The sequence below is a fragment of the Halocynthiibacter styelae genome, from assembly GCF_016123485.1.
Classification (GTDB): domain Bacteria; phylum Pseudomonadota; class Alphaproteobacteria; order Rhodobacterales; family Rhodobacteraceae; genus Halocynthiibacter; species Halocynthiibacter styelae.
Genome location: NZ_JADCKQ010000001.1, coordinates 222,119 through 241,284 on the forward strand (window position 1 = coordinate 222,119; position 19,166 = coordinate 241,284).

Sequence of the window (19,166 nt, forward strand, 5' to 3'; positions counted from 1 at the left end):
GACCTCTCTCTCTCTGGCGCGTTTTGGATCTTCCCTGAATTTACAGGGAAGGTCCTTTTTTAAAGCAACTTAATAACCTGTCCCTCGAAACTTCCCCTGTTCTGATGCAGCGCCTGCCGACCTTCTGAAGGAGCAAACAGATGCGAAAGAGCCGTTCGACCTGATCACCAAATGGGAGCAATACACCTCTGCTCCTCATGATCGTCGCACAACCTGATTAAATGTACTCAGGGATGGGCCAAACGTTTTTCTACAGCACTACTCCCGTATACAACCGAATTAGGTTTCACGTCTTTTGTTACGACAGCGCCAGCTCCAATGAGAGAACCTTCTCCAATTGTGATCCCAGGAAGTATCGTTGCGCCCCCACCAATTGAGGCACCTTTCCCTACTATTGTTTTGGGGAATTCTGAAGGTTCTGCCTCTGTACCGCGCTTACTTTTAGGATAAATATCGTTTGTGAAGGTAACATTTGGTCCGATGAAGACATCATCTTCAATATAAATTGAATCAAATATATACACGCCGTTCTTGACTGTGACCCTATCACCGATGATGACGTCATTCTCAATAAAACAATGAGAACAGATATTGCAGTTACTGCCAATTTTTGCACCGGGCAACACAACACAATACTGCCAGATCGTGGTATTTTCCCCCACGTTATTTGATTGAACATCGCTTAGAGTGTGGGCTTTCATTTCATGATCCTTCAGCAAGTGATAACAAACGAATAAGCTATAGTTACGTAACTTCCCATATGTCATTTAAATTCGGCAAAAGTGATCGACAAAGAGGTGGTCCTGGATTTTCGACCTGTTTGCAGTGAGCAGCCCGCGGGCCATCTTTTTCGGATCGCGCTTGCTAAACCTGAAGGAACCATCTTTGTGTCAATATGTTCGGAAAATAAGGCCCCGCGAGGGGATCTTTGGTGCACCTGAGAGGATTCGAACCTCTGGCCTCTGCCTTCGGAGGGCAGCGCTCTATCCAGCTGAGCTACAGGTGCATGCGCCCGATATAGCGGCCATGTGAAAGTGACGCAATCGGGAAATGGCCTGATGTCCAAATTACTTCCTCCGGGCCATTTCCTTTGCATTGCGATGCAATCGCAATCACGATTTACTGTGGGTCGGGCAAACCAGCAGGGTCAGGCTGACCAGTTGGATCACGTGGACGGTCATCATCATCCCAGGGATCGCAGTTTTCATAGGATGGGTCGCAACCTTCATCAATCGGTTCACAGGATGTGGATGTTGAATCCAGCTCATAGCCACCTGTACACCCCGTTGCGACACCCAGTTTATTGAATATCGGCTCCGGATGTATGATCGGCCGGGGTTCTGGTTGCTGTGCACATGCTCCCAAAACAAAAACTAAACTTGTTACAACTGCTGTAAGTTTTCTATTGCTCATTGGCTTATTCCTGATTTTTCGCGTCCGGCCTGTTTCAGTTGAGTAAATGCAACCTGCTGTCTGTCAAAACAGAGCTGGCAGCCCCTGTACGACCGGTCGCATTACGGAGGACAGACAGCAGGTCTTGCTTGCGCTTCTTTCCTATAACGTGTCAGCATCAGGCAAATAAGAACGCATGATGCAGGAGGATCCTGCAAATTTGCATGACATGACTGAGGAAACATATGCACCCGGATTGGAGCCATCTGAAAATTGTTCTGGCCATTCATCGCGCCGGTAATCTGACCGCTGCCGCACGGTTGTTGCATATGGATCAGACAACCGTCGGCCGGAGGTTGTCGGCGCTTGAGGCACAGCTTGGCGCGACATTGTTTGTACGTTCAAAAAACGGGTTCTCGGTGACAAGACAGGGGGAACTGGTCACCACACACGCGCTGGCCATAGAGAAAACCGTTTCTCAAATGCAAAACGACCTGATCAGCGACGACGAAGGTGTTACCGGAATTTTGCGCCTGCAGGGAAATGTCTGGATGCTGGAACGATTGGCGGAGACCGAAGTTCATACGCTTTTGGCTGACCATTCCCAGCTGGAACTGCGCCTGTCAGGTCGCCTGCCCCCGGCAAGCCTGTCCGGTGAGGCCACGATATCGCTTTGGTTTGATGCGCCTGCGGTCCACTCTGGCTTCACGACCCCCCTGTGTTCTGTGCCCTATGGGGTGTTTGAATCGATCACGTCACCACCTGCCCCGGACCGATGGGTCATGTTTAAAGATGATGAAGTCACCGGCCCAAGCATTGCGCATGAAATCCGCCGTCGGATTGGCCCGGACAGAACTGTTCGCATGACGGCGACGGACGCAAGCCTGCTGCACGGGGCGATACGCAATGGTGTTGGACGCGGGATCCTTCCGTGGTGCCTGGCCAGGGAAGATCCGGAACTGCACTGCCTGTCCGGTGACAGGCCCGAAGTCGAACGCCAGCTGTTTGCGCACCTGCATCCGGACACCGTAGATACCAAACGGGTTCAACTTGTCCTGAACTGGCTGCGCCGGGTTTTACCGCCTTTGCTTATGAGCCGGGATGCAGCGGAACACACGCGGCCGAAATGGAAATAGCGCGCGGGTTTTAATTGATCGATGTCAGGATCTGAGAGAATTCATCAAGGTCCTGACAAGGATATACGCCTGCGTCACGCAGGGCATCGGTAACATCAACCGGAAGGCCGGTGTTGCTGTCTTGCGGCACTTCATTCAGGCGCCCGCCGATAAAAACCGGACGAGACAGACCTTCTTTTTCAAGCGCGGACAGCAGTTCCTTTGTGCTGCGAAGGGCCACACCGTTCCAGGTGGAAAGTGCTATAATATCAGCATCCTGAGCAAGCGCGGCAAGGTCTGACATATTGGCAGAAACACCGCCATCCACAACCGTCAGATCGCAGGTTTCAAACACCATATCCATCAGGATTTTGGCATGTTCATGCACGTCGCCACAGGCGGTCAGAATACGAAGCTTCTGCTTTGCCAGATCTTTCAGACGCACACCTGTTTCGCTGTTGCTGATCTTTTCAGCTTTTTCACGCAGCTCAAGAAATGTTGTGGCCGGAACGATGGGGGTCTTTGCACCAAATCGGGCTTCAATTTCTCGCGCGCCCATACGACGCAGGGCAAGCAACATCTGAAACGGATCCTGTGTATCCACGCCGCCGTCTTCCAGACCCTGCATGGCCTTCTGTGCAAACGCCTGTGCGTCCGTCAGAATTTCATCCCGGACCTGCGCGACTGCATTCAGATCCATCAAAGGACCAAACCCAGGGGCAAGCGTGGCCAGACGTGCAAGGTTCAACTGCGCATCAATCACCTCATCCGGGGCCGGAATGCGGGTGTTTTCAGTGACTGGTACCGGGTTTACAGCATGACCAGAGGGCAGATGATTTTGTGCAAGAATGTCGGGTAGAAGATAGCTGGCGAGGCTTGCATAATTTTCTGCCGCATCGCCTTCATATAGCACGGTAGCGCCATAAACCTGCGACCCGGGCGTATCCCCGAGAACCTGTGTCAGGGCCTGTTGGAAGGCAATACGTGTGACCGGATCGGTGAAGTGATGCCCATAACACACTGTATAGGCCGCGCCGCAAAGCGTTGATACAATGTGTTTTTCCACCATAGCCATGCCAAGGGCGGAACAGAGATCATGGAAGGATGCCGCAAACCCATCGTCAAGATTGGAATGCACCAGAACCTCAATCTCTTGCGCTGCGATCAGGCCCAGGGCGCGAACCGTTTCTGCGGTGGCGGCGATGTCATCGTTATCCCCTGGCAGGCGGAAGGTGAAATACTGGCCAAGGTTGCCAAGGGTCGTTGCGCCTGCGGCCAGCGCATATTTTGCGTTCTCAAAGGCCCCGGGAAAGCCCAGCATGAAATCGCCAAAATGCATGGCGGCGGGCACGGTTTCTGTGATGCGGCGGAAATCGTCAGGGCCATCAAGGATAACACCGGTGCCACGCATTCCCCCTGCCCGATCCGCCACTTTATGGCCCATGGACCAATCAAGACACATGCCAAAGCGATCAATACGCACGCCTTTTTCAGCACAGGTTTTGTGAATATCACGCAGCGCATCCAAAGTGGTTTCAAGGGAACGATAACCAAGATGGGCGTGCTGCATGACACGGCCCTCTGACATCATACGACGTTTGTATTCTGCTTCTGAGGTTACCTGAAACGCCCGCTGAAAGGCAGATGGTTCTACCTTCCATTCCTGCGCGGCGGCACGGCCCTCAGCCAACAGATCAGCACCCCGGGGCAAATCACCCTGCCCCAGAAGCGCGTCATGTTCAATTGGATCAGGCAAAGAGCTCATGACAAAGTTCCAGCGCATCGACGAGCGTATCAACTTCGGCTTCTGTATTATAAAGCGCAAAGCTTGCACGCGCTGTCGCTGGTACGCCAAGATGTTCCATCAGAGGTTGGGCACAGTGATGACCTGCACGCACGGCCACACCGCGTTTGTCCAGCACGGTAGACAGGTCATGGGCATGCGCTGCACCTTCCATAGTGAACGAGAAAATCGCGCCCTTGGTTGCAGAATTGCCCTGCACGTTCAGCCAGTTGAGGCCATCCAGTTTTGTGCGCGCATAATCCCGCAGTTGGCGTTCATGAGCTGCGACATTATCCATGCCCAGATCCATCAGATATTCAAGTGCCGCGCCAAGCCCTATCATCTGAACGATACCTGGCGTGCCCGCTTCAAATTTCATGGGTGGATCATTGTAGGTCACCGTATCACGGGACACTTCGCGGATCATATCGCCACCGCCCATGAAAGGCTGCATCTCTGCCATACGTTCCTTGCGCGCATAGATCGCGCCGGAACTGGACGGGCCATAAAGCTTGTGGCCTGTAATGGCGAAGAAATCACAGCCGATGTCTTTCACATTCACCGGCATATGGACTGAGGATTGCGACCCATCAACCATAACCGGAATTTCTCGATCACGTGCGAAATCACAGATGGTTTTCACATCCACAACCGTGCCCAGAACATTGGACATATGCGTGATCGAGATCAGCTTTGTCTTATCCGTTACCGCGTCGATCACACGTTGTGGATCGAGATCACCGTTGCTGTCGATTTCCACCCATTTGATCACGACACCCAGACGTTCACGCAGGAAATGCCAGGGCACGATATTGGCGTGATGTTCCATGACAGACAAGATGATCTCATCCCCCGCCTGCAGGTTCGCAGCCCCCCAGCCATAGGCCACCATATTGATGCCCTCAGTGGTGCCGGAATTCATGATAATTTCATCTTCTTCCGCACCAAGAAAACGTGCAATCGTGCCACGCACTGCTTCGTATTTCTCGGTCGCGAGATTGGACAGATAGTGAAGCCCGCGATGAACGTTGGCGTATTCTTCGCCGTAGCCGCGCGTGACTGCATCAATCACCACCTGCGGTTTTTGCGCGGATGCACCATTATCAAGGTAGGTCAGCGGCTTACCGTTTACCTGACGCGACAGGATCGGAAAATCAGTGCGGATTTTTTCGACGTCATACATGGATTCAGACACCTTCCAGAGGCACAAGGCCCAGAGAGATCATCAATGGCGCAAGCGCAAAGCTGATCAGAATTACTGCAACGCAACCCCAGAGGAAAACCACCAGAGCCGACTTAAAACCGTGCACTTCAGCGACGAACTGGCACAACTGCCAGATCAGAACGACCAGCGTGCTGAGGCCGAACATGACAGCAAACGCCGGTGATACAAGCGCAATCAGCAGCTGAAACAGGTTCAGAACGAACATAATCAATTGCTGAAAGATGATCATCGTCAGAACGTCGTCAAAACTGCCCTGCCCGCGTGCAATTTTCCCGGCAACAACGGTTCCCAGAAACAACAAAAGCCCCTGGCTAAGCAAAAGGATCAAGCCCAGACGAAACGGGCTGATCTGGCTGGCCTCTGTTCCGTCAGGCAGTTGGGGCTGAGGCAGGAAAGACCCGGTGATATAGCTGACGACCACCGAAACCGTGCAGGTAAACAGCAGAAGCTGCCAAAGCGTTTGCCGCGAAATTCCAAGCGACAGAACCTGTGCCATCGCTGCGCGGGGTTCCTGAAAGCTGCGCAGAAACAACTGCCAGAGATAAGCAAAGGAAAGTTGCATCAGTCCGCCTTTGTGCGCATGTAAGCGATGCGCATTGCGATGGTGAAAAAGGTGATAAAGGCCACAAGCCAGACCAGGGCAACCAGTTGCAACTCATTGCTCTGCCCCATAATGCCTTCGGTCAGCCCGCGTAGTAAAAGCAGCGGCGTGGTCGCCAATGCCACCCAGAACAGCCCAAGCCGGATGTTCAGACCTGAAATCGCGGCAAAGGGGCGCGTGAGAACCCAGATCAGACCTGCCAGAATGTAGAACGCCAGCGGTGCCAGAAAGACGGCGCCCAGAAATCCACTGTAAACGAGGCTGGGAAAATTCCCCAGTTCGGGTTGCAATTCGGATTGGCGTGACCAGGCAGGCAACAGGCTGACGAAAACCATCAGCCCGAAGATGATCACATAAGTCAGTGCCAGGCCTTCGTCACCCTGCATGCGGCGTTCAAACACCTCACGCGGGCGACGGTAACTGGCCAGAATATCACGAGTGACGGACATTTCTGTTCCTTACGACAGGTTATGCGCGACGGCGTGCAAGCCAGGCTTCAAGCCGGGTCAACAGCAATTCACGAATAGCTTCATCTGCGACTTCGTCAATGGCTTCTGCAAGGAAAGCCAGCACCAGAAGGTCCTGGGCGTCTGCCGCAGGCACACCGCGAGACCGCAGATAGAACAGAGCTTCGTCATCAATCGCACCAACGGTTGACCCATGGGAACAGGCCACGTCATCCGCGTAGATTTCCAGTTCAGGCTTTGCCAGGAAATTGCTGTCATCATCCAGAAGCAGGCCCTGGCTGATCTGATAACCATCGGTCTTCTGCGCGTCTGGTTTCACAAGGATTTTACCCTGGAAAACGCCGGTTGCCCCGTTGCGCAGCACTTTCTTAAACACCTGACGGCTTTCGCAATTCACCGCGTCATGGGTGACGAAAACGGTATCGTCGTGATGATAGCCCTGCGGTGCATTGCCATCACCTGCAGCAACGCCAGCCACATGTGCCAGTGCATTGTCGCCCTGAATATCCAGAACAACCTCGTTGCGGGTCAGCGTGCCATTCACGGTCATAGTAAAGCTGCGGAACTGGCTTTCTTCACCGGTGCGGGCGAAAATATGGGTTGCAGAATTGCGCACATGCTGACGGCCCTGGGTACGGACGTGGTGGAAAGAAGCGCGATCCGCGACATCCACTTCCATCACCGTATTGAAACGTGCTGCCGCCGGTCCGTTTTCAAGAACGGTGATCTCAGCGCCTTCTGCAAGCTTCACAACATGGTGGAGCATCGCATCAGAGGTATCTGACGCATAATGATAAACCAATGAAATTGGCTTGCTCACTTTGCCAGCGACATTCAGCAGAATACCATCTTTGGCAGAAGCGGTGTTCAGGGTCGCCAGAGGGCGCGCAACCGGCGTCTGACCAGCGGTTTCCAGCGTGCCATACAGATCCTGCGCCCAGTGGATGTCAGCAGATGCTGCATCTTCCAGACGTTCAATTGTGACGCCTTCCAGGGACAGGTCATCAGATTGTGCCGCGTCATAAACACCGTCTACAAAAACGATCTTCAGGCGGTCGACTTCTGAAAACACCGGGGCTTCGCCGTAATCGACAAATTCCCCTGCCGGGGCCTCCGCCGCTGTCATTGCATCCGGACGGGTGTATTTCCAGTATTCATCGCGACGGCCAGGCAGACCAGCAGCCGCCAGACGGGCTTTCGCATCTTCACGCGCCGCGAGCGTCCAGCCTGTGGTCACGGGGATATCCGCAACCAGCTGGGTGTTTTTTGTTTCCGCAACAGCCATTATGCCATCTCCGCCAGCAGATCTGCGTAACCGTTGTTTTCAACTTCCAGGGCCAGCTCTGGTCCGCCGGTTTTGATGATACGGCCTTCAGCCATGATGTGCACAACATCCGGTTTGATGTGGTCCAGCAGGCGTTGATAGTGGGTGATCACAAGGAAAGAACGGCCTTCGTCACGCAGCGCGTTGACGCCTTCAGACACAAGTTTCATCGCGTCAACATCAAGACCAGAGTCGGTTTCATCCAGGATGCACATCTTTGGTTCAAGCATGGCCATCTGCAGGATTTCGTTACGCTTTTTCTCACCACCAGAGAAACCGACATTGACCGGGCGTTTCAGCATGTCACCGTCGATTTTCAGGGTTTTCGCCTTGGCGCGGACCACTTTCAGGAAATCAGCTGCGGACAGTTCTTCTTCGCCACGGGCCTTGCGCTGTGCGTTAACGGCAGTGCGCAGGAAGGTCATGTTACCAACGCCTGGAATCTCAACCGGGTATTGGAATGCCAGGAACAGACCGGCTGCCGCACGTTCTTCCGCCTCCAGTTCCAGGATGTCTTCGCCGTCAAGCGTCGCGCTGCCTTCTGTCACCTCATAGCCATCGCGACCGGACAACACGTAAGACAGTGTGGATTTACCAGAACCATTCGGGCCCATGATGGCGTGAACTTTGCCCGGCTCAAGCTTCAGATCGACCCCTTTGAGGATCTTCTTACCATCATCTTCAAGTTCGGCGTGCAGGTTTTTGATTTCAAGCATATTTTCTTCTTTCGTCAGCGCGCCATGCGCGGGTTATAACAGCTAAAAACACGCAGGCCAGGGGCCGCGTGTTCACAGGATTTCAGAAACACAGAAAGCCCGCGGAACGGGCTGAACTGTGTCAGGTTTTCAGATGGGGTCAGAAGGACTGCGCGGTTGTCACTGCGACGGTGTCTTCTGTGGGCAATACGGCGCCCTCTGCCAGTTGTGTTTCGGCAGGTTGCACGATCTGCGGCGCGTAAAGCGCAGTCCAGACCGTTGGAAATTGTGTTTCGAACTGTGCTTCGCCGACAAACATTGCCCCGAAGCCCACAGCAAAAGCCATCAGCCGTGCAGGTGTGAAGATCTGAAACAGCAGAACCAAAAGCGCCGCCACACCAATCGCAGCCCAAAGCGGCCCGCTGGTGGATTGCAGCGCTGTTGTCAGTGTCTCGGGCAAGGCGATGAAGGGTATGCGGCCGGCGGAATACATCTGAAACAATGCGACGTTGGCTGTCAGAACCGCCCCCGCGCCCATCAGAAGCGCCAGAGGCATGCCAAGCATACGCTGGATCAGTGGTTTCTTCACAGCCATTGCCTGGCTTTGCGAAAGCTGCAATCCCTTGCCGGTTTTGCCTTTGGATACGCGTTTGCTGGTATCTGCTGCACCGATCAGGGTTTGGCCCATCAGATTGGGACCGGTACCCTTGTTGATCCGCGCGAGGCGTTGATTGAAGATATTTTGCTGATCGGCCATCGCCATGACATCTGTTCCCACTGCCCACGTTTGCGTTAACAGATTGAGTGAAACTGTGGCGGAAACATGACCTCGCGAAGGTAATTGTTTCGCAAAACGCAAAAATACCACCTTCCCCGACGTCAGGTTTCCCGGCAATCGGGAGGGATATGAGATCAGCAGAAAACACGTCAGACAGAGACCGCAGTGCCGGAAGCAGAGACCATCAGCATGCTTTGGCCAACGACTTCGTAATCAAGATCAACGCCGACAACCGCATTGGCGCCTTTGTCCGCCGCGCGTTCTTCAAGTTCACGCAAAGCGGTTTCACGGGCATCCTGGAGTTTGCTTTCATAAGCACCAGAACGGCCGCCAACGATGTCGGTGATCGAGGCAAACACATCGCGCACAACATTCGCGCCCATAATCGCCTCACCCACAACAATGCCGTGGTAGGAACGAATAGGTTTGCCTTCGATGGTTGGTGTGGTTGTGACGATCATTGGTTTTCCGATCTCAGAATTCTGAACTGACTGGCCTCAAGATCGGGAAGAAAAGCCTCCCCGAACAGTTTGTGATCAAATTCTACCGTGTATGCTTTAACCGGCGTGCCCTGCAAATCAACAATAGTCCCTCTTGTTCCCGAAGGAATGAGCGTACCATAGTGTATGACATCATCAATCAGTTCGACCATATCATACTGAGCAGGAGCTGCCGTTTGCATCAGCCGACAGACCCCTCAAGGGAAATCGCAACCAGGGCCTGGGCTTCCAGAGCGAACTCCATCGGCAGGGCCTGAAGCACTTCTTTGGCGAAACCATTGACGATTAAGGCCACGGCCTGTTCTTCGTCCATCCCACGCGAGCGGCAGTAGAACATTTGTTCATCATCCACTTTCGATGTGGTTGCCTCATGTTCAACACGGGAGGAATTGTTCTTCACCTCAATATAAGGCACGGTGTGCGCCCCACATTTATCGCCGATCAGAAGGCTGTCACATTGGGTGTAATTGCGGGAATTCTTCGCTTTCGGGTGCATCGACACAAGGCCACGATACGTGTTCTGTGCAACGCCCGCAGAAATGCCTTTGGACACGATGCGGGATTTGGAGTTCTTACCCAGGTGCACCATCTTCGTGCCGGTATCCGCCTGCTGGTGGTTGTTGGCGATGGCGATGGAATAGAACTCGCCCTGGCTGTCGTCACCACGCAGGATGCAACTTGGGTATTTCCAGGTCACGGCAGAGCCGGTTTCAACCTGGGTCCACATGATTTTCGCACGATCGCCACGGCAATCTGCACGTTTGGTCACAAAGTTATAGATGCCGCCATTGCCGTCTTCATCCCCTGGATACCAGTTCTGAACGGTGGAGTATTTCACCTCAGCATCTTCTTCGATGATGATTTCCACAACGGCCGCGTGCAGCTGGGCTGTATCACGCTGCGGTGCGGTGCACCCTTCGAGGTAAGACACGTAAGAACCTTTGTCGGCAATGATCAGGGTACGTTCGAACTGGCCGGTGTTTTCTGCGTTGATCCGGAAGTAGGTGGACAGTTCCATCGGGCAGCGCACGCCTTCAGGCACGTAAACGAACGATCCGTCAGAGAAGACCGCAGAGTTCAGGGTGGCATAGAAGTTATCGGTTACCGGAACAACGGTGCCGAGGTATTTCTTCACCAGATCCGGGTACTCGCGGATGGCCTCAGAGATCGAACAGAAAATCACGCCGGCTTTCTTCAGCTCATCCTGGAAGGTCGTGCCGACAGAAACAGAGTCAAACACCGCATCTACAGCCACTTTGCGACCTTCTGCAGGGGCATCTTCTGCGCCCTCAACACCCGCAAGGATCATCTGTTCCTTCAGCGGAATGCCCAGCTTTTCATAGGTTGCCAGCAGCTTCGGGTCGACCTCATCAAGGGACTTCGGCTTTTCTTCCATGCTTTTCGGGCGGGCGTAATAGTAAATATCCTGAAAGTTAATCTCTGGATATTCGACCATGGCCCAATCGGGTTCAACCATCTTAAGCCAACGGTCAAACGCCGCCAGACGCCATTCCAGCATCCATTCAGGTTCGTCGTTTTTCTCAGAGATCAGACGCACGATGTCATGGTTTACGCCGATGGGCGCATATTCCATCTCAATCTCGGTTTCCCAGCCGTATTTATATTTCCCGGCAAGAGATTTCACAGCCTCAACTGTTTCTTCCTCAACCCCGTCTTTGACGATGACATCATCCATAGACATATGCTTTTCCCTTCAGGCAGCGCGCGATTTGCGGCGCTTATATTCTTGTGTCCAGGCCGCGACAAATGCCAGGACCTCATCTTCTGTATTCTGCGGACCCAGCGAGACGCGGATTGCAGAGGATGCAATTTCCGGCCCGTAGCCCATGGCGCGTAAGACCCGGCTTTCGCGCACTTTACCGCTGGAACAGGCAGACCCTGCTGACACGGCAAAACCGGCCAGATCCATCTGCATTACCTGCGTTTCACCCTTCCAGCCCGGAATAGCGAAACATGATGTGTTGGGAAGCCTGTTCGCGTGCTTCCCGGCTATAATAAGATCTGGTGCAGATTCTTCCAGAGCATTTTCTAGAATTATTCTAAGTTTCTCTACCCGCGCCCAGATTTCGCCTTCAAGATCGCGTGAGGCCGCTTCCGCCGCTGCGCCCATGCCCATGATCCCGATCAGGTTTTCCGTCCCTGCCCTGCGGCCCATTTCCTGGCCACCCTGTGCGGGCTGTGGCAGGTCAGTGCCGCGCTTCAGAACCAGTGCACCAACGCCTTTTGGCCCGCCGAATTTATGCGCAGACAGCGCCGCAGTGGTCGCCCCCGACCAGTTAAACGCCCAGGGCATCTTTCCGGCAATCTGAACCGCATCGCAGAACCAAGCACCTTCAAAGCTGGGTTGAACAATGCCGGTTTCCGAATTGGCGGCTTGCAAGGCGCATCCTGTGCGAGCCTCAACCCCACCATTTTCATCAACATTCAGGCGGTCGGACAGATGCGCGACAACACAATCATGTTCCACATCCGCGCCTGCAAAGCCACCATCGTTCAGCGCCAGTCTGGCCGCCTCTGTTGCGCCAGAGGTAAAGACAATCTCTGCCCCATCCGCGCCAAAGGCACTGGCAATCTGCTTGCGGGCCTTTTCCATCATGCGTTTTGCTGCACGGCCTTCAGAATGCACAGAAGACGGATTGCCAAAAACATCCATCGCCTCAAGCATCGCAGCCCGCGCTTCAGGCCGCAGAGGCGTGGTTGCGTTATGATCGAAATAAACGCGGTTCACAGAGCATTCCATTTCATCTTGCCGAAAATACTCCCGCCAGAGGCATTTGGGTTATGCATCGTCCACAACCTCAAACAGGCCAGGCACAGCAGGGCATGGGACCAGATCGTTTTTCACAATATCGGACAGACGGGTCTGGTGCAGGAAGACGTAGACATGGGCGGACAGGCCTTCCCAGAGACGGTTGGTCAGGCTTTGTGCGCGGGATCCGGATAACGCGCCGGATGCCCCTGCCCCTTTATGCATAGCGGATACGGTTTCATCGACCGCGCCCAGGATCTCAGCCACGCGAATATCGGAAGGCGTGCGCGCAAGACGATAACCACCACCCGGGCCACGTACGGATTGAACAAGCTCTGCCCTGCGCAGTTTTACAAAAAGCTGCTCCAGGTATGGCAGGGAAATGTCCTGACGTTCGGAAATCTCAGCAAGTGTGGTCAGTTTATCTGCCGGCTGAAGGGCCAGATCTGTCAGCGCCACCATTGCATAGCGGCCTTTTGTACTTAATTTCATCGTTTTTCCCGCATCACTTACCATCAAAAGCGCCAAACAGATTGACGCCAGCCCACGTGCAGCCTATTTCCTTTACACCGGGGCGCGATATGACAAAGCGTCACCGCCCGGTTTAGAACCGTTCTAATATACCCGAGGGAATGCGTCAACATTACCCGGGCCCAACAAGGCAGGATTTGAATGCCCGAAGTGATTTTTCCTGGCCCAGAGGGCCGTCTCGAAGGCCGTTACCACCCGCAAAAGAAAAAAGACGCACCAATTGCCATCATTCTGCACCCGCACCCACAGTTCGGCGGCACAATGAACAACCGTGTGGTCTATAACCTGCATTACACCTTCCATAATATGGGCTTTACGGTTTTGCGGTTTAACTTCCGCGGCGTCGGGCGCAGCCAGGGGGAATATGATCAGGGCGTGGGTGAGCTGTCTGATGCGGCAAGTGCACTTGATTACCTGCAGTCTATGAACACCAATTCCAAGCATTGCTGGGTTGCGGGTTTCTCTTTTGGGGCCTGGATTGGCATGCAGCTTTTGATGCGCCGCCCGGAGATCACGGGTTTTGTGTCCGTTTCCCCGCCCGCCAATATGTATGACTTCAGCTTTCTCGCGCCCTGCCCGAGTTCTGGCCTGGTCATCAACGGCACCGCCGACCGTGTAGCGCCGCCCGCAGATACCCATACGCTGGTAAACAAACTGCACGAGCAAAAAGGCATCACCATCACCCATCAGGAAGTTGAGGGTGCCGGACACTTCTTTGAAGAACCACATATGGATACGATGCTGGGCAATGTTGACCAATATGTCCGCCGTCGCCTGACAGAGAACACGCGCTGATGTCTTCACTGGGTCAAATTGCGGCCGAACTTGCCGATCAGACCATGCCCATCATGGATGCGACCGGCAATGATCGGCTTTATTATGAGGTTGCCAAGGTTCTTGGCGCCTCATCCCAGACACTGGAAGAAGCCTATCTGACAGAGATCCGGGTGCGCCTTGCCGGCAACAAAGCCCGTGACTTTCTGAAAGACAAGGCCCTGTCTGCTGGTCTTTCGCTTGCGACCACACCTGCAGCACCGCAACCAACCCCGCCAAAACCGGTTGACCCGGCGATCAAAGCGGCAAGTCTTCAGGCGCTCACCGGACGCCCGCCGGTCAATTCCAGCGGTGGTCAATGACACGCCTTGACGCGCAATTTGCTTTTCTGGACGAAGTTGATCGCCTGAAAACCATTGAACGTTCCAACTGCCTGATTGACTTGTCGCGTCATGAAAATTCCGCAGAACATTCCTGGCATCTTGCACTGTTTGCACTGATCTTTGCGCCGGAAGCCGGAGCAGGCGTGGACATCAACCGCGCCATTCTGATGCTGTTATTGCACGACATCGTGGAAATTGACGCGGGTGATCATCCGATCCATGAAGAACATGACTGGCAGGCTGTTGCCAGAAACGAACTGAAAGCGGCGGAACGGATTTACGGGTTACTGCCTGCTGATCTGACATCTGATTTTATGGCGGCCTGGCAGGAATTTGAGGCCTGCGAAACACCAACTGCCCGCTATGCAAAAATGCTGGACCATGTGCAGCCTGTGTTTCAGACCGTTGCGCCAGATGCCCCCATTGACTGGCATCGTGACATCGCAAATGAAACATTGAACGAAGGGCGTGCATCCTGGCTGCGTGAAAGCTGGCCTGTGCTTTGGTCCTTTGGCCGGAAAATGTGTGACGGTACACTTACCGATGCCGACTGGAACACGGACACCGGCAAACGTCTGCAATTTCTTCTGGAAGCAGATAAGCTGAAAACAGTGCTGCGTGCGACACCGCTTGCGGATAATTCCCGGCGCGAAAACTCTGGTGAGCATTCCTGGCATATTGCCTTGTATGGCCCGGTGCTGGCGGATCAGGCTTTCTCCGACGTTGAAATATCCCGCGTGGTTCAGATGCTTTTGATCCACGACATTGTAGAAATTGATGCTGGCGATGCCCCTATTCACGGGGATTTTGATGCGTCAGAGCAAGAAGCCAAAGAACAGGCGGCGGCGAAACGGCTGTTCGGGTTGTTGCCTGCGGATCAGGCGGCGGAGTTCCGCAGCCTCTGGGATGAATTTGAAGCGGCTGAAAGCCCCGACGCCGTCTTCGGTAAATCCATCGACCGTGTGCAGCCTCTGTTGCAGAATATGGCTTCTGGTGGTGGATCCTGGATTGATTATGACGTAACGCTGGAACAGATCGATGCGCGTGTTGGTGTGAAGGTGCAGCGCGGCGCACCAGGTGTCTGGGAATTCATCCGAAACCGTGCTGCGCAGTGGTTCGCAGGGAACAGCTGATCAGCCTTCAAAAACAGATCCGACTGCTGCTTCGCAGGCTTTTGCCAAAGCTTTGCGATCGCTGAAGTCGCGCACGAACAGGGGATCATGACAGATGATCTCAACCGCGCCACGTTTTGGGTGCGCCAGGACTTTCAGCAAATGCGGCGCAAGTTCCATATCCCCCCACCAGCCATAGAAATCATCCGACGCATCAGGTGGCGCAATAAAGCGGGCTGTCACGGGTTGAATGGCCATTTCTTCGCGCAGTTCTGGCGCGAAGAACGCCTGAAAAAGCGTTGATTTAAAAGAAACAACCCGAAGCCCATCGGTTGATGTTCCCTCAGGAAAGAACAACAGCCGGTGACCAAGCGACAGTCGATCCTGAAACAGGTTTTTCTGCTTGGCTGCATCCCGGCTGCGGCGGGTGATAAAGACTGTTCCGGTCAGCCGCGCCAGAAACCCAATACCTGGCCAGGCTTCAACCTCAGCCTTTGAGACAAAGTAAATGCGCTTCCGTGCGTTCAGCACAAGAATATCAAGCCAGGACGAATGGTTTGCAACCACCGCCCCGCCGCGGTTCATCACATCGCCTTTCAGCGTAAGGCGAATACCGATGATCAGCAGAAGACTGCGACAGACCCAGGTGGTGATGCCCGAGGTCAGCGGACGCGCCTGACCGGCGATCAGACGTTCGGGTAGTCGCAGAATAAGAGTTGCCACAACGCCCGCCAACAGAACGATCATCGCGGGTATAAAACGCAGGACAACACGCAGCCAGCCCATCGGGGTAATCTTTACCGGTTCTGCATCCGGTTTTTCACGCCAGAATGCTGTCATGCTTTGCGGTCGTACAGGCCGGTTTTACGTTCGTTCATGCGCTTTGTATCCATCAGAAGACACACATCGGTGGTGTTAAATGCATGATCGACAAACGCCCCTTCGCCCACGAAACCGCCCAGGCGCAAATAGGCTTTGATCAGCGCCGGGATTGCCAGCATTGCCTGCTTGCGGTTGATGTCATCGATCGGCAGAAGATCCATCGCCTGGAAAGCTTCGGGCTGAGCTCTGACCCGCAAATCTTCCGGCGCGAGATGATTGTGATGCAATAGAGAAAGGGCTTCTTTCAGAGGTTCAACATCTGTTCCGTGGAAGCTGGCGACGCCAAAAAGAACCTCAATATCCCGTGCACGTACATAATCGGCCAGTCCGTTCCAAAGATGATACATCGCCATGCCACCCCGGTAATTTTCATGCAGACAGCTGCGCCCAAGTTCCAGAAGCTTGCGGCCGGACGTTTTCAGTGGGGTCAGGTCATATTCGCTTTCTGAATAGAACGCACCAGCGCGTTCTGCGCCCTCGTTCTGCATCAGACGATAGACCCCGACGACTGGCCCGTCCGGATGATCGTCACGGCTGTGATCAAACAGCAGAAGGTGGTCAAAAAACGGATCAAAACGGTCACGTTCCAGTTGGTTTTCGTGATCCACCAACTCTCCGTTCCCGCCCAGTTCAGAAACGAATACCCGATACCTTAATCGTTGCGCGGCCTCCAGTTCTGCAGAGTCAGCAGCCAGGCGGCATTCGAATTGTGGTGTGTCAGACGTCATCCCGCAGGAATTCCTGTTTTGTAAACAATCAGTTTGTATTCCGGCAAGGCCGTATTTGCAAGCCTGGCACCCGTACAGCACCGGATGAAACGCAGTTAAAAGCGCTTTACTTTCTGTTTTTTGTGCTCGCTACTGCGTGTGCGTTAACCAAAAATTTACTACGGCCCTTTCATCTTTAAGCGTAAGAACAACGTCCGGATGTTTATCACGGCTGACAAGCGCAATCACACGATGGAGGAAAAGATGCCTCAGAAAGAAGATATGCTGGCGGCCCTGATTGGCTCGCGGATCTGCCACGACCTGATCAGTCCGATCGGCGCAATCAGCAATGGTGTTGAATTGCTGGAAATGTCGGCCGGCCAAAATCATGGGTTTGATTCTGAACTGTCCCTGGTGTCAGAAAGTGTGACAAGTGCAAACGCGCGCATCCGTTTCTTCCGGGTGGCCTTTGGCGCCGCGCAACGTGGACAGGGCATTTCGCATTCAGAGGTCGTGAGCATTCTGCAAGGCTATGCGACAAATGCCCGGGTGAAGTTTGACTGGCAGATCCGTGCTGATCCGGATCGGACGGATGCGAAACTGGCGTTCTTACTGCTGCAGTGTATGGAAACAGCGATGCCCTTTGGCGGGACGATAACGGTTTCTGAGGATGAAGCAGGCTGGCGCATTGCCGGGCGCGCTGAAAAGATGAAGATCAATCCAATTCTGTGGGAAGTTCTGTCCAACCCCGCTGCAGAAATGGATCTGAAACCATCAGAGGTACAGTTTGCCCTTGCGCCATTGGCGGCGACACAGGCCGGGCGGACGCTGACCCTGGAAGTCAGCGAAGCCGTTGGTATCGTAATCCGTTTTTAACCCCGTACTGCGCCGTCACTGCGCACGAGGTATTTGAAACTGGTCAGCTGTGCCGCCCCGACGGGACCGCGTGCATGCATTTTGCCAGTTGCAATGCCAATTTCACCGCCCATGCCAAATTCACCGCCATCGGCAAACTGGGTAGAGGTGTTCTGCATCAGGATGGCACTGTCGAGTCCTGTAAAGAACTGTGTGGCCACCGCATCATCTTCGGCAATGATACTTTCGGTATGACCAGATCCGAACCGGCGAATATGAGCGATGGCTTCTTCTGCATTATCAACGACCTTCGCGGCGATGATCATGTCGAGATATTCTTTCCCGAAATCATCCGCATCGGCAGGAACTGATCCGCTCAGACCTTCTGCACGCACCTCAACACCTTTGTCTTTCAGCGCGTCAACGATGGCCTGACCCAGGGTCGCAGCCACATCTTTATGCACAAGCAGACATTCCGCAGCACCGCAAATTCCAGTCCGCCGGGTCTTGGCGTTCAGGACCACATCCATCGCCTTTTGCGGATCAGCCGAAGCATCCACATAGATGTGACAAATACCTTCAAGATGCGCGAATACCGGCACGCGGGCTTCGCGCTGAACCAGCCCAACAAGGCCTTTGCCACCACGCGGGACAATCACGTCAATTGTGTCGACCATGGTTAACATTTCAGAAACCGCGGCCCGATCACGGGTTGGGACCAGTTGAATGGCGTCTTCGGGCAGTTCTGCGGCACGCAGACCTGCGGCCATCGCATCGCGAATGGCGCTGGCGGAATGCAGGCTTTCAGAGCCACCGCGCAGGATGACGGCATTGCCGGATTTCAGACACAGGGCACCTGCATCCGCTGTCACATTCGGACGGCTTTCATAGATCACGCCAATCACACCAAGTGGTGTGCGCACACGCTGAATGTTCAGACCACTGGGCTGTGTCCATTCTGCGATCACCTCGCCCACAGGATCGGTCTGACCGGCAACCGCCCGCAGTCCATCTGCCATTGCGGCGATCCGGTCGACGTCCAGCATAAGGCGATCCATCATTGCGTCAGACAGGTCTTTTTCACGGCCAAATTCCAGATCTTTCGCATTGGCGGCAATCAGATCTTCGGCCCGGGCAATCAGCGTATCCGCGGCGACGTTCAATGCACGCGCCTTCGCTTCCGGGCAAGCCATGGCCAGAACAGTTGCTGCTGCTTTCGCGCGGTGACCGATTTCGGCCATCAATGCAGGAATATTCTCTGTGGTCATAGCG

Annotated in this window: 22 protein-coding genes and 1 tRNA gene; 5 read left to right on the plus strand and 18 right to left on the minus strand. The window is 54.2% G+C overall.

Features of this window, described 5'->3' with window-relative positions; all coding sequences use genetic code 11:
• Positions 1–227: 227 nt before the first annotated feature.
• The 3 genes from H1D41_RS18260 to H1D41_RS01085 form a co-directional block, all read right to left on the minus strand.
• Positions 228–701 (minus strand): acyltransferase, encoded by a 474-nt coding sequence (locus H1D41_RS18260; protein WP_267473558.1) that lies wholly within the window; start codon positions 699–701, stop codon positions 228–230.
• Between the two features lie 228 nt (positions 702–929).
• Positions 930–1,006, minus strand: a tRNA-Arg gene (locus H1D41_RS01080).
• Between the two features lie 106 nt (positions 1,007–1,112).
• Complete coding sequence (locus H1D41_RS01085; protein WP_228847173.1) at positions 1,113–1,268, minus strand: hypothetical protein; 156 nt, start codon at positions 1,266–1,268, stop codon at positions 1,113–1,115.
• A gap of 369 nt (positions 1,269–1,637) precedes the next feature.
• Here H1D41_RS01085 and H1D41_RS01090 point away from each other — a divergent pair, with 369 nt between their 5' ends.
• Entirely contained in the window at positions 1,638–2,528 is an 891-nt protein-coding gene (locus tag H1D41_RS01090) for a LysR family transcriptional regulator (protein WP_228847174.1), read from the plus strand.
• Positions 2,529–2,538: 10 nt separating this feature from the next.
• Here the strand turns inward: H1D41_RS01090 and H1D41_RS01095 are convergent, their stop codons facing one another.
• The 12 genes from H1D41_RS01095 to H1D41_RS01150 all read right to left on the minus strand — a co-directional run bounded on the left by H1D41_RS01095 (position 2,539) and on the right by H1D41_RS01150 (position 13,142).
• Positions 2,539–4,272, minus strand: coding sequence for a hypothetical protein (locus tag H1D41_RS01095; protein ID WP_228847175.1), 1,734 nt, complete (start codon positions 4,270–4,272; stop codon positions 2,539–2,541).
• A complete protein-coding gene (locus H1D41_RS01100; protein ID WP_228847176.1) occupies positions 4,256–5,473 on the minus strand; it encodes a cysteine desulfurase in 1,218 nt (405 codons plus the stop codon). The genes H1D41_RS01095 and H1D41_RS01100 overlap by 17 nt, the downstream gene beginning before the upstream one ends.
• A 4-nt stretch (positions 5,474–5,477) precedes the next feature.
• Complete coding sequence (locus H1D41_RS01105; RefSeq protein ID WP_228847177.1) at positions 5,478–6,077, minus strand: YIP1 family protein; 600 nt, start codon at positions 6,075–6,077, stop codon at positions 5,478–5,480.
• Positions 6,077–6,565 carry a YIP1 family protein gene (locus H1D41_RS01110; RefSeq protein WP_228847178.1) on the minus strand — a complete coding sequence of 163 codons (489 nt, stop codon included), beginning with the start codon at positions 6,563–6,565 and terminating at the stop codon, positions 6,077–6,079. The genes H1D41_RS01105 and H1D41_RS01110 overlap by 1 nt, the downstream gene beginning before the upstream one ends.
• A 19-nt stretch (positions 6,566–6,584) precedes the next feature.
• Entirely contained in the window at positions 6,585–7,868 is a 1,284-nt protein-coding gene (gene sufD, locus H1D41_RS01115; RefSeq protein WP_228847179.1) for a Fe-S cluster assembly protein SufD, read from the minus strand.
• Positions 7,868–8,623 carry a Fe-S cluster assembly ATPase SufC gene (gene sufC / locus H1D41_RS01120; RefSeq protein WP_228847180.1) on the minus strand — a complete coding sequence of 252 codons (756 nt, stop codon included), beginning with the start codon at positions 8,621–8,623 and terminating at the stop codon, positions 7,868–7,870. Before sufC ends, sufD begins: the two co-directional genes overlap by 1 nt.
• A 139-nt stretch (positions 8,624–8,762) precedes the next feature.
• Positions 8,763–9,365 carry a hypothetical protein gene (locus tag H1D41_RS01125; protein WP_228847181.1) on the minus strand — a complete coding sequence of 201 codons (603 nt, stop codon included), beginning with the start codon at positions 9,363–9,365 and terminating at the stop codon, positions 8,763–8,765.
• A gap of 164 nt (positions 9,366–9,529) precedes the next feature.
• Positions 9,530–9,841: a heavy metal-binding domain-containing protein gene (locus H1D41_RS01130; protein ID WP_228847182.1), complete on the minus strand. Its 312-nt coding sequence runs from the start codon at positions 9,839–9,841 to the stop codon at positions 9,530–9,532.
• Positions 9,838–10,062, minus strand: coding sequence for a hypothetical protein (locus H1D41_RS01135; RefSeq protein WP_228847183.1), 225 nt, complete (start codon positions 10,060–10,062; stop codon positions 9,838–9,840). Before H1D41_RS01135 ends, H1D41_RS01130 begins: the two co-directional genes overlap by 4 nt.
• Complete coding sequence (gene sufB, locus H1D41_RS01140) at positions 10,062–11,582, minus strand: Fe-S cluster assembly protein SufB (RefSeq protein ID WP_228847184.1); 1,521 nt, start codon at positions 11,580–11,582, stop codon at positions 10,062–10,064. Before sufB ends, H1D41_RS01135 begins: the two co-directional genes overlap by 1 nt.
• A gap of 12 nt (positions 11,583–11,594) precedes the next feature.
• Entirely contained in the window at positions 11,595–12,629 is a 1,035-nt protein-coding gene (locus H1D41_RS01145; protein ID WP_228847185.1) for a cysteine desulfurase family protein, read from the minus strand.
• A 51-nt stretch (positions 12,630–12,680) separates the two neighbouring features.
• On the minus strand, positions 12,681–13,142 hold the full coding sequence (locus tag H1D41_RS01150) for a Fe-S cluster assembly transcriptional regulator IscR (protein ID WP_107496206.1): 462 nt from the start codon (positions 13,140–13,142) through the stop codon (positions 12,681–12,683).
• Between the two features lie 180 nt (positions 13,143–13,322).
• Here H1D41_RS01150 and H1D41_RS01155 point away from each other — a divergent pair, with 180 nt between their 5' ends.
• From H1D41_RS01155 to H1D41_RS01165, 3 genes are read left to right on the plus strand one after another with little or no spacing between them, the layout of a single operon-like run.
• Entirely contained in the window at positions 13,323–13,976 is a 654-nt protein-coding gene (locus tag H1D41_RS01155) for an alpha/beta hydrolase (protein ID WP_107496014.1), read from the plus strand.
• Positions 13,976–14,317: a hypothetical protein gene (locus H1D41_RS18365; protein WP_324250246.1), complete on the plus strand. Its 342-nt coding sequence runs from the start codon at positions 13,976–13,978 to the stop codon at positions 14,315–14,317. The genes H1D41_RS01155 and H1D41_RS18365 overlap by 1 nt, the downstream gene beginning before the upstream one ends.
• Positions 14,314–15,471, plus strand: a complete 1,158-nt coding sequence (locus tag H1D41_RS01165; RefSeq protein ID WP_228847186.1) for an HD domain-containing protein — start codon at positions 14,314–14,316, stop codon at positions 15,469–15,471. The genes H1D41_RS18365 and H1D41_RS01165 overlap by 4 nt, the downstream gene beginning before the upstream one ends.
• On the opposite strand, the gene H1D41_RS01170 is transcribed toward H1D41_RS01165, so the two are convergent.
• On the minus strand, positions 15,472–16,290 hold the full coding sequence (locus tag H1D41_RS01170) for a lysophospholipid acyltransferase family protein (RefSeq protein ID WP_228847187.1): 819 nt from the start codon (positions 16,288–16,290) through the stop codon (positions 15,472–15,474).
• The gene (locus H1D41_RS01175; RefSeq protein WP_228847188.1) at positions 16,287–17,060 is read right to left on the minus strand and encodes a GNAT family N-acetyltransferase; all 774 of its coding nucleotides are present in this window, start codon (positions 17,058–17,060) and stop codon (positions 16,287–16,289) included. The genes H1D41_RS01170 and H1D41_RS01175 overlap by 4 nt, the downstream gene beginning before the upstream one ends.
• 243 nt (positions 17,061–17,303) lie before the next feature.
• Here H1D41_RS01175 and H1D41_RS01180 point away from each other — a divergent pair, with 243 nt between their 5' ends.
• A complete protein-coding gene (locus H1D41_RS01180) occupies positions 17,304–17,915 on the plus strand; it encodes a histidine phosphotransferase family protein (protein WP_228847189.1) in 612 nt (203 codons plus the stop codon).
• Here H1D41_RS01180 and H1D41_RS01185 read toward each other — a convergent pair.
• Positions 17,912–19,162: a glutamate-5-semialdehyde dehydrogenase gene (locus tag H1D41_RS01185; protein ID WP_228847190.1), complete on the minus strand. Its 1,251-nt coding sequence runs from the start codon at positions 19,160–19,162 to the stop codon at positions 17,912–17,914. The genes H1D41_RS01180 and H1D41_RS01185 overlap by 4 nt on opposite strands.
• Positions 19,163–19,166 lie beyond the last annotated feature (4 nt).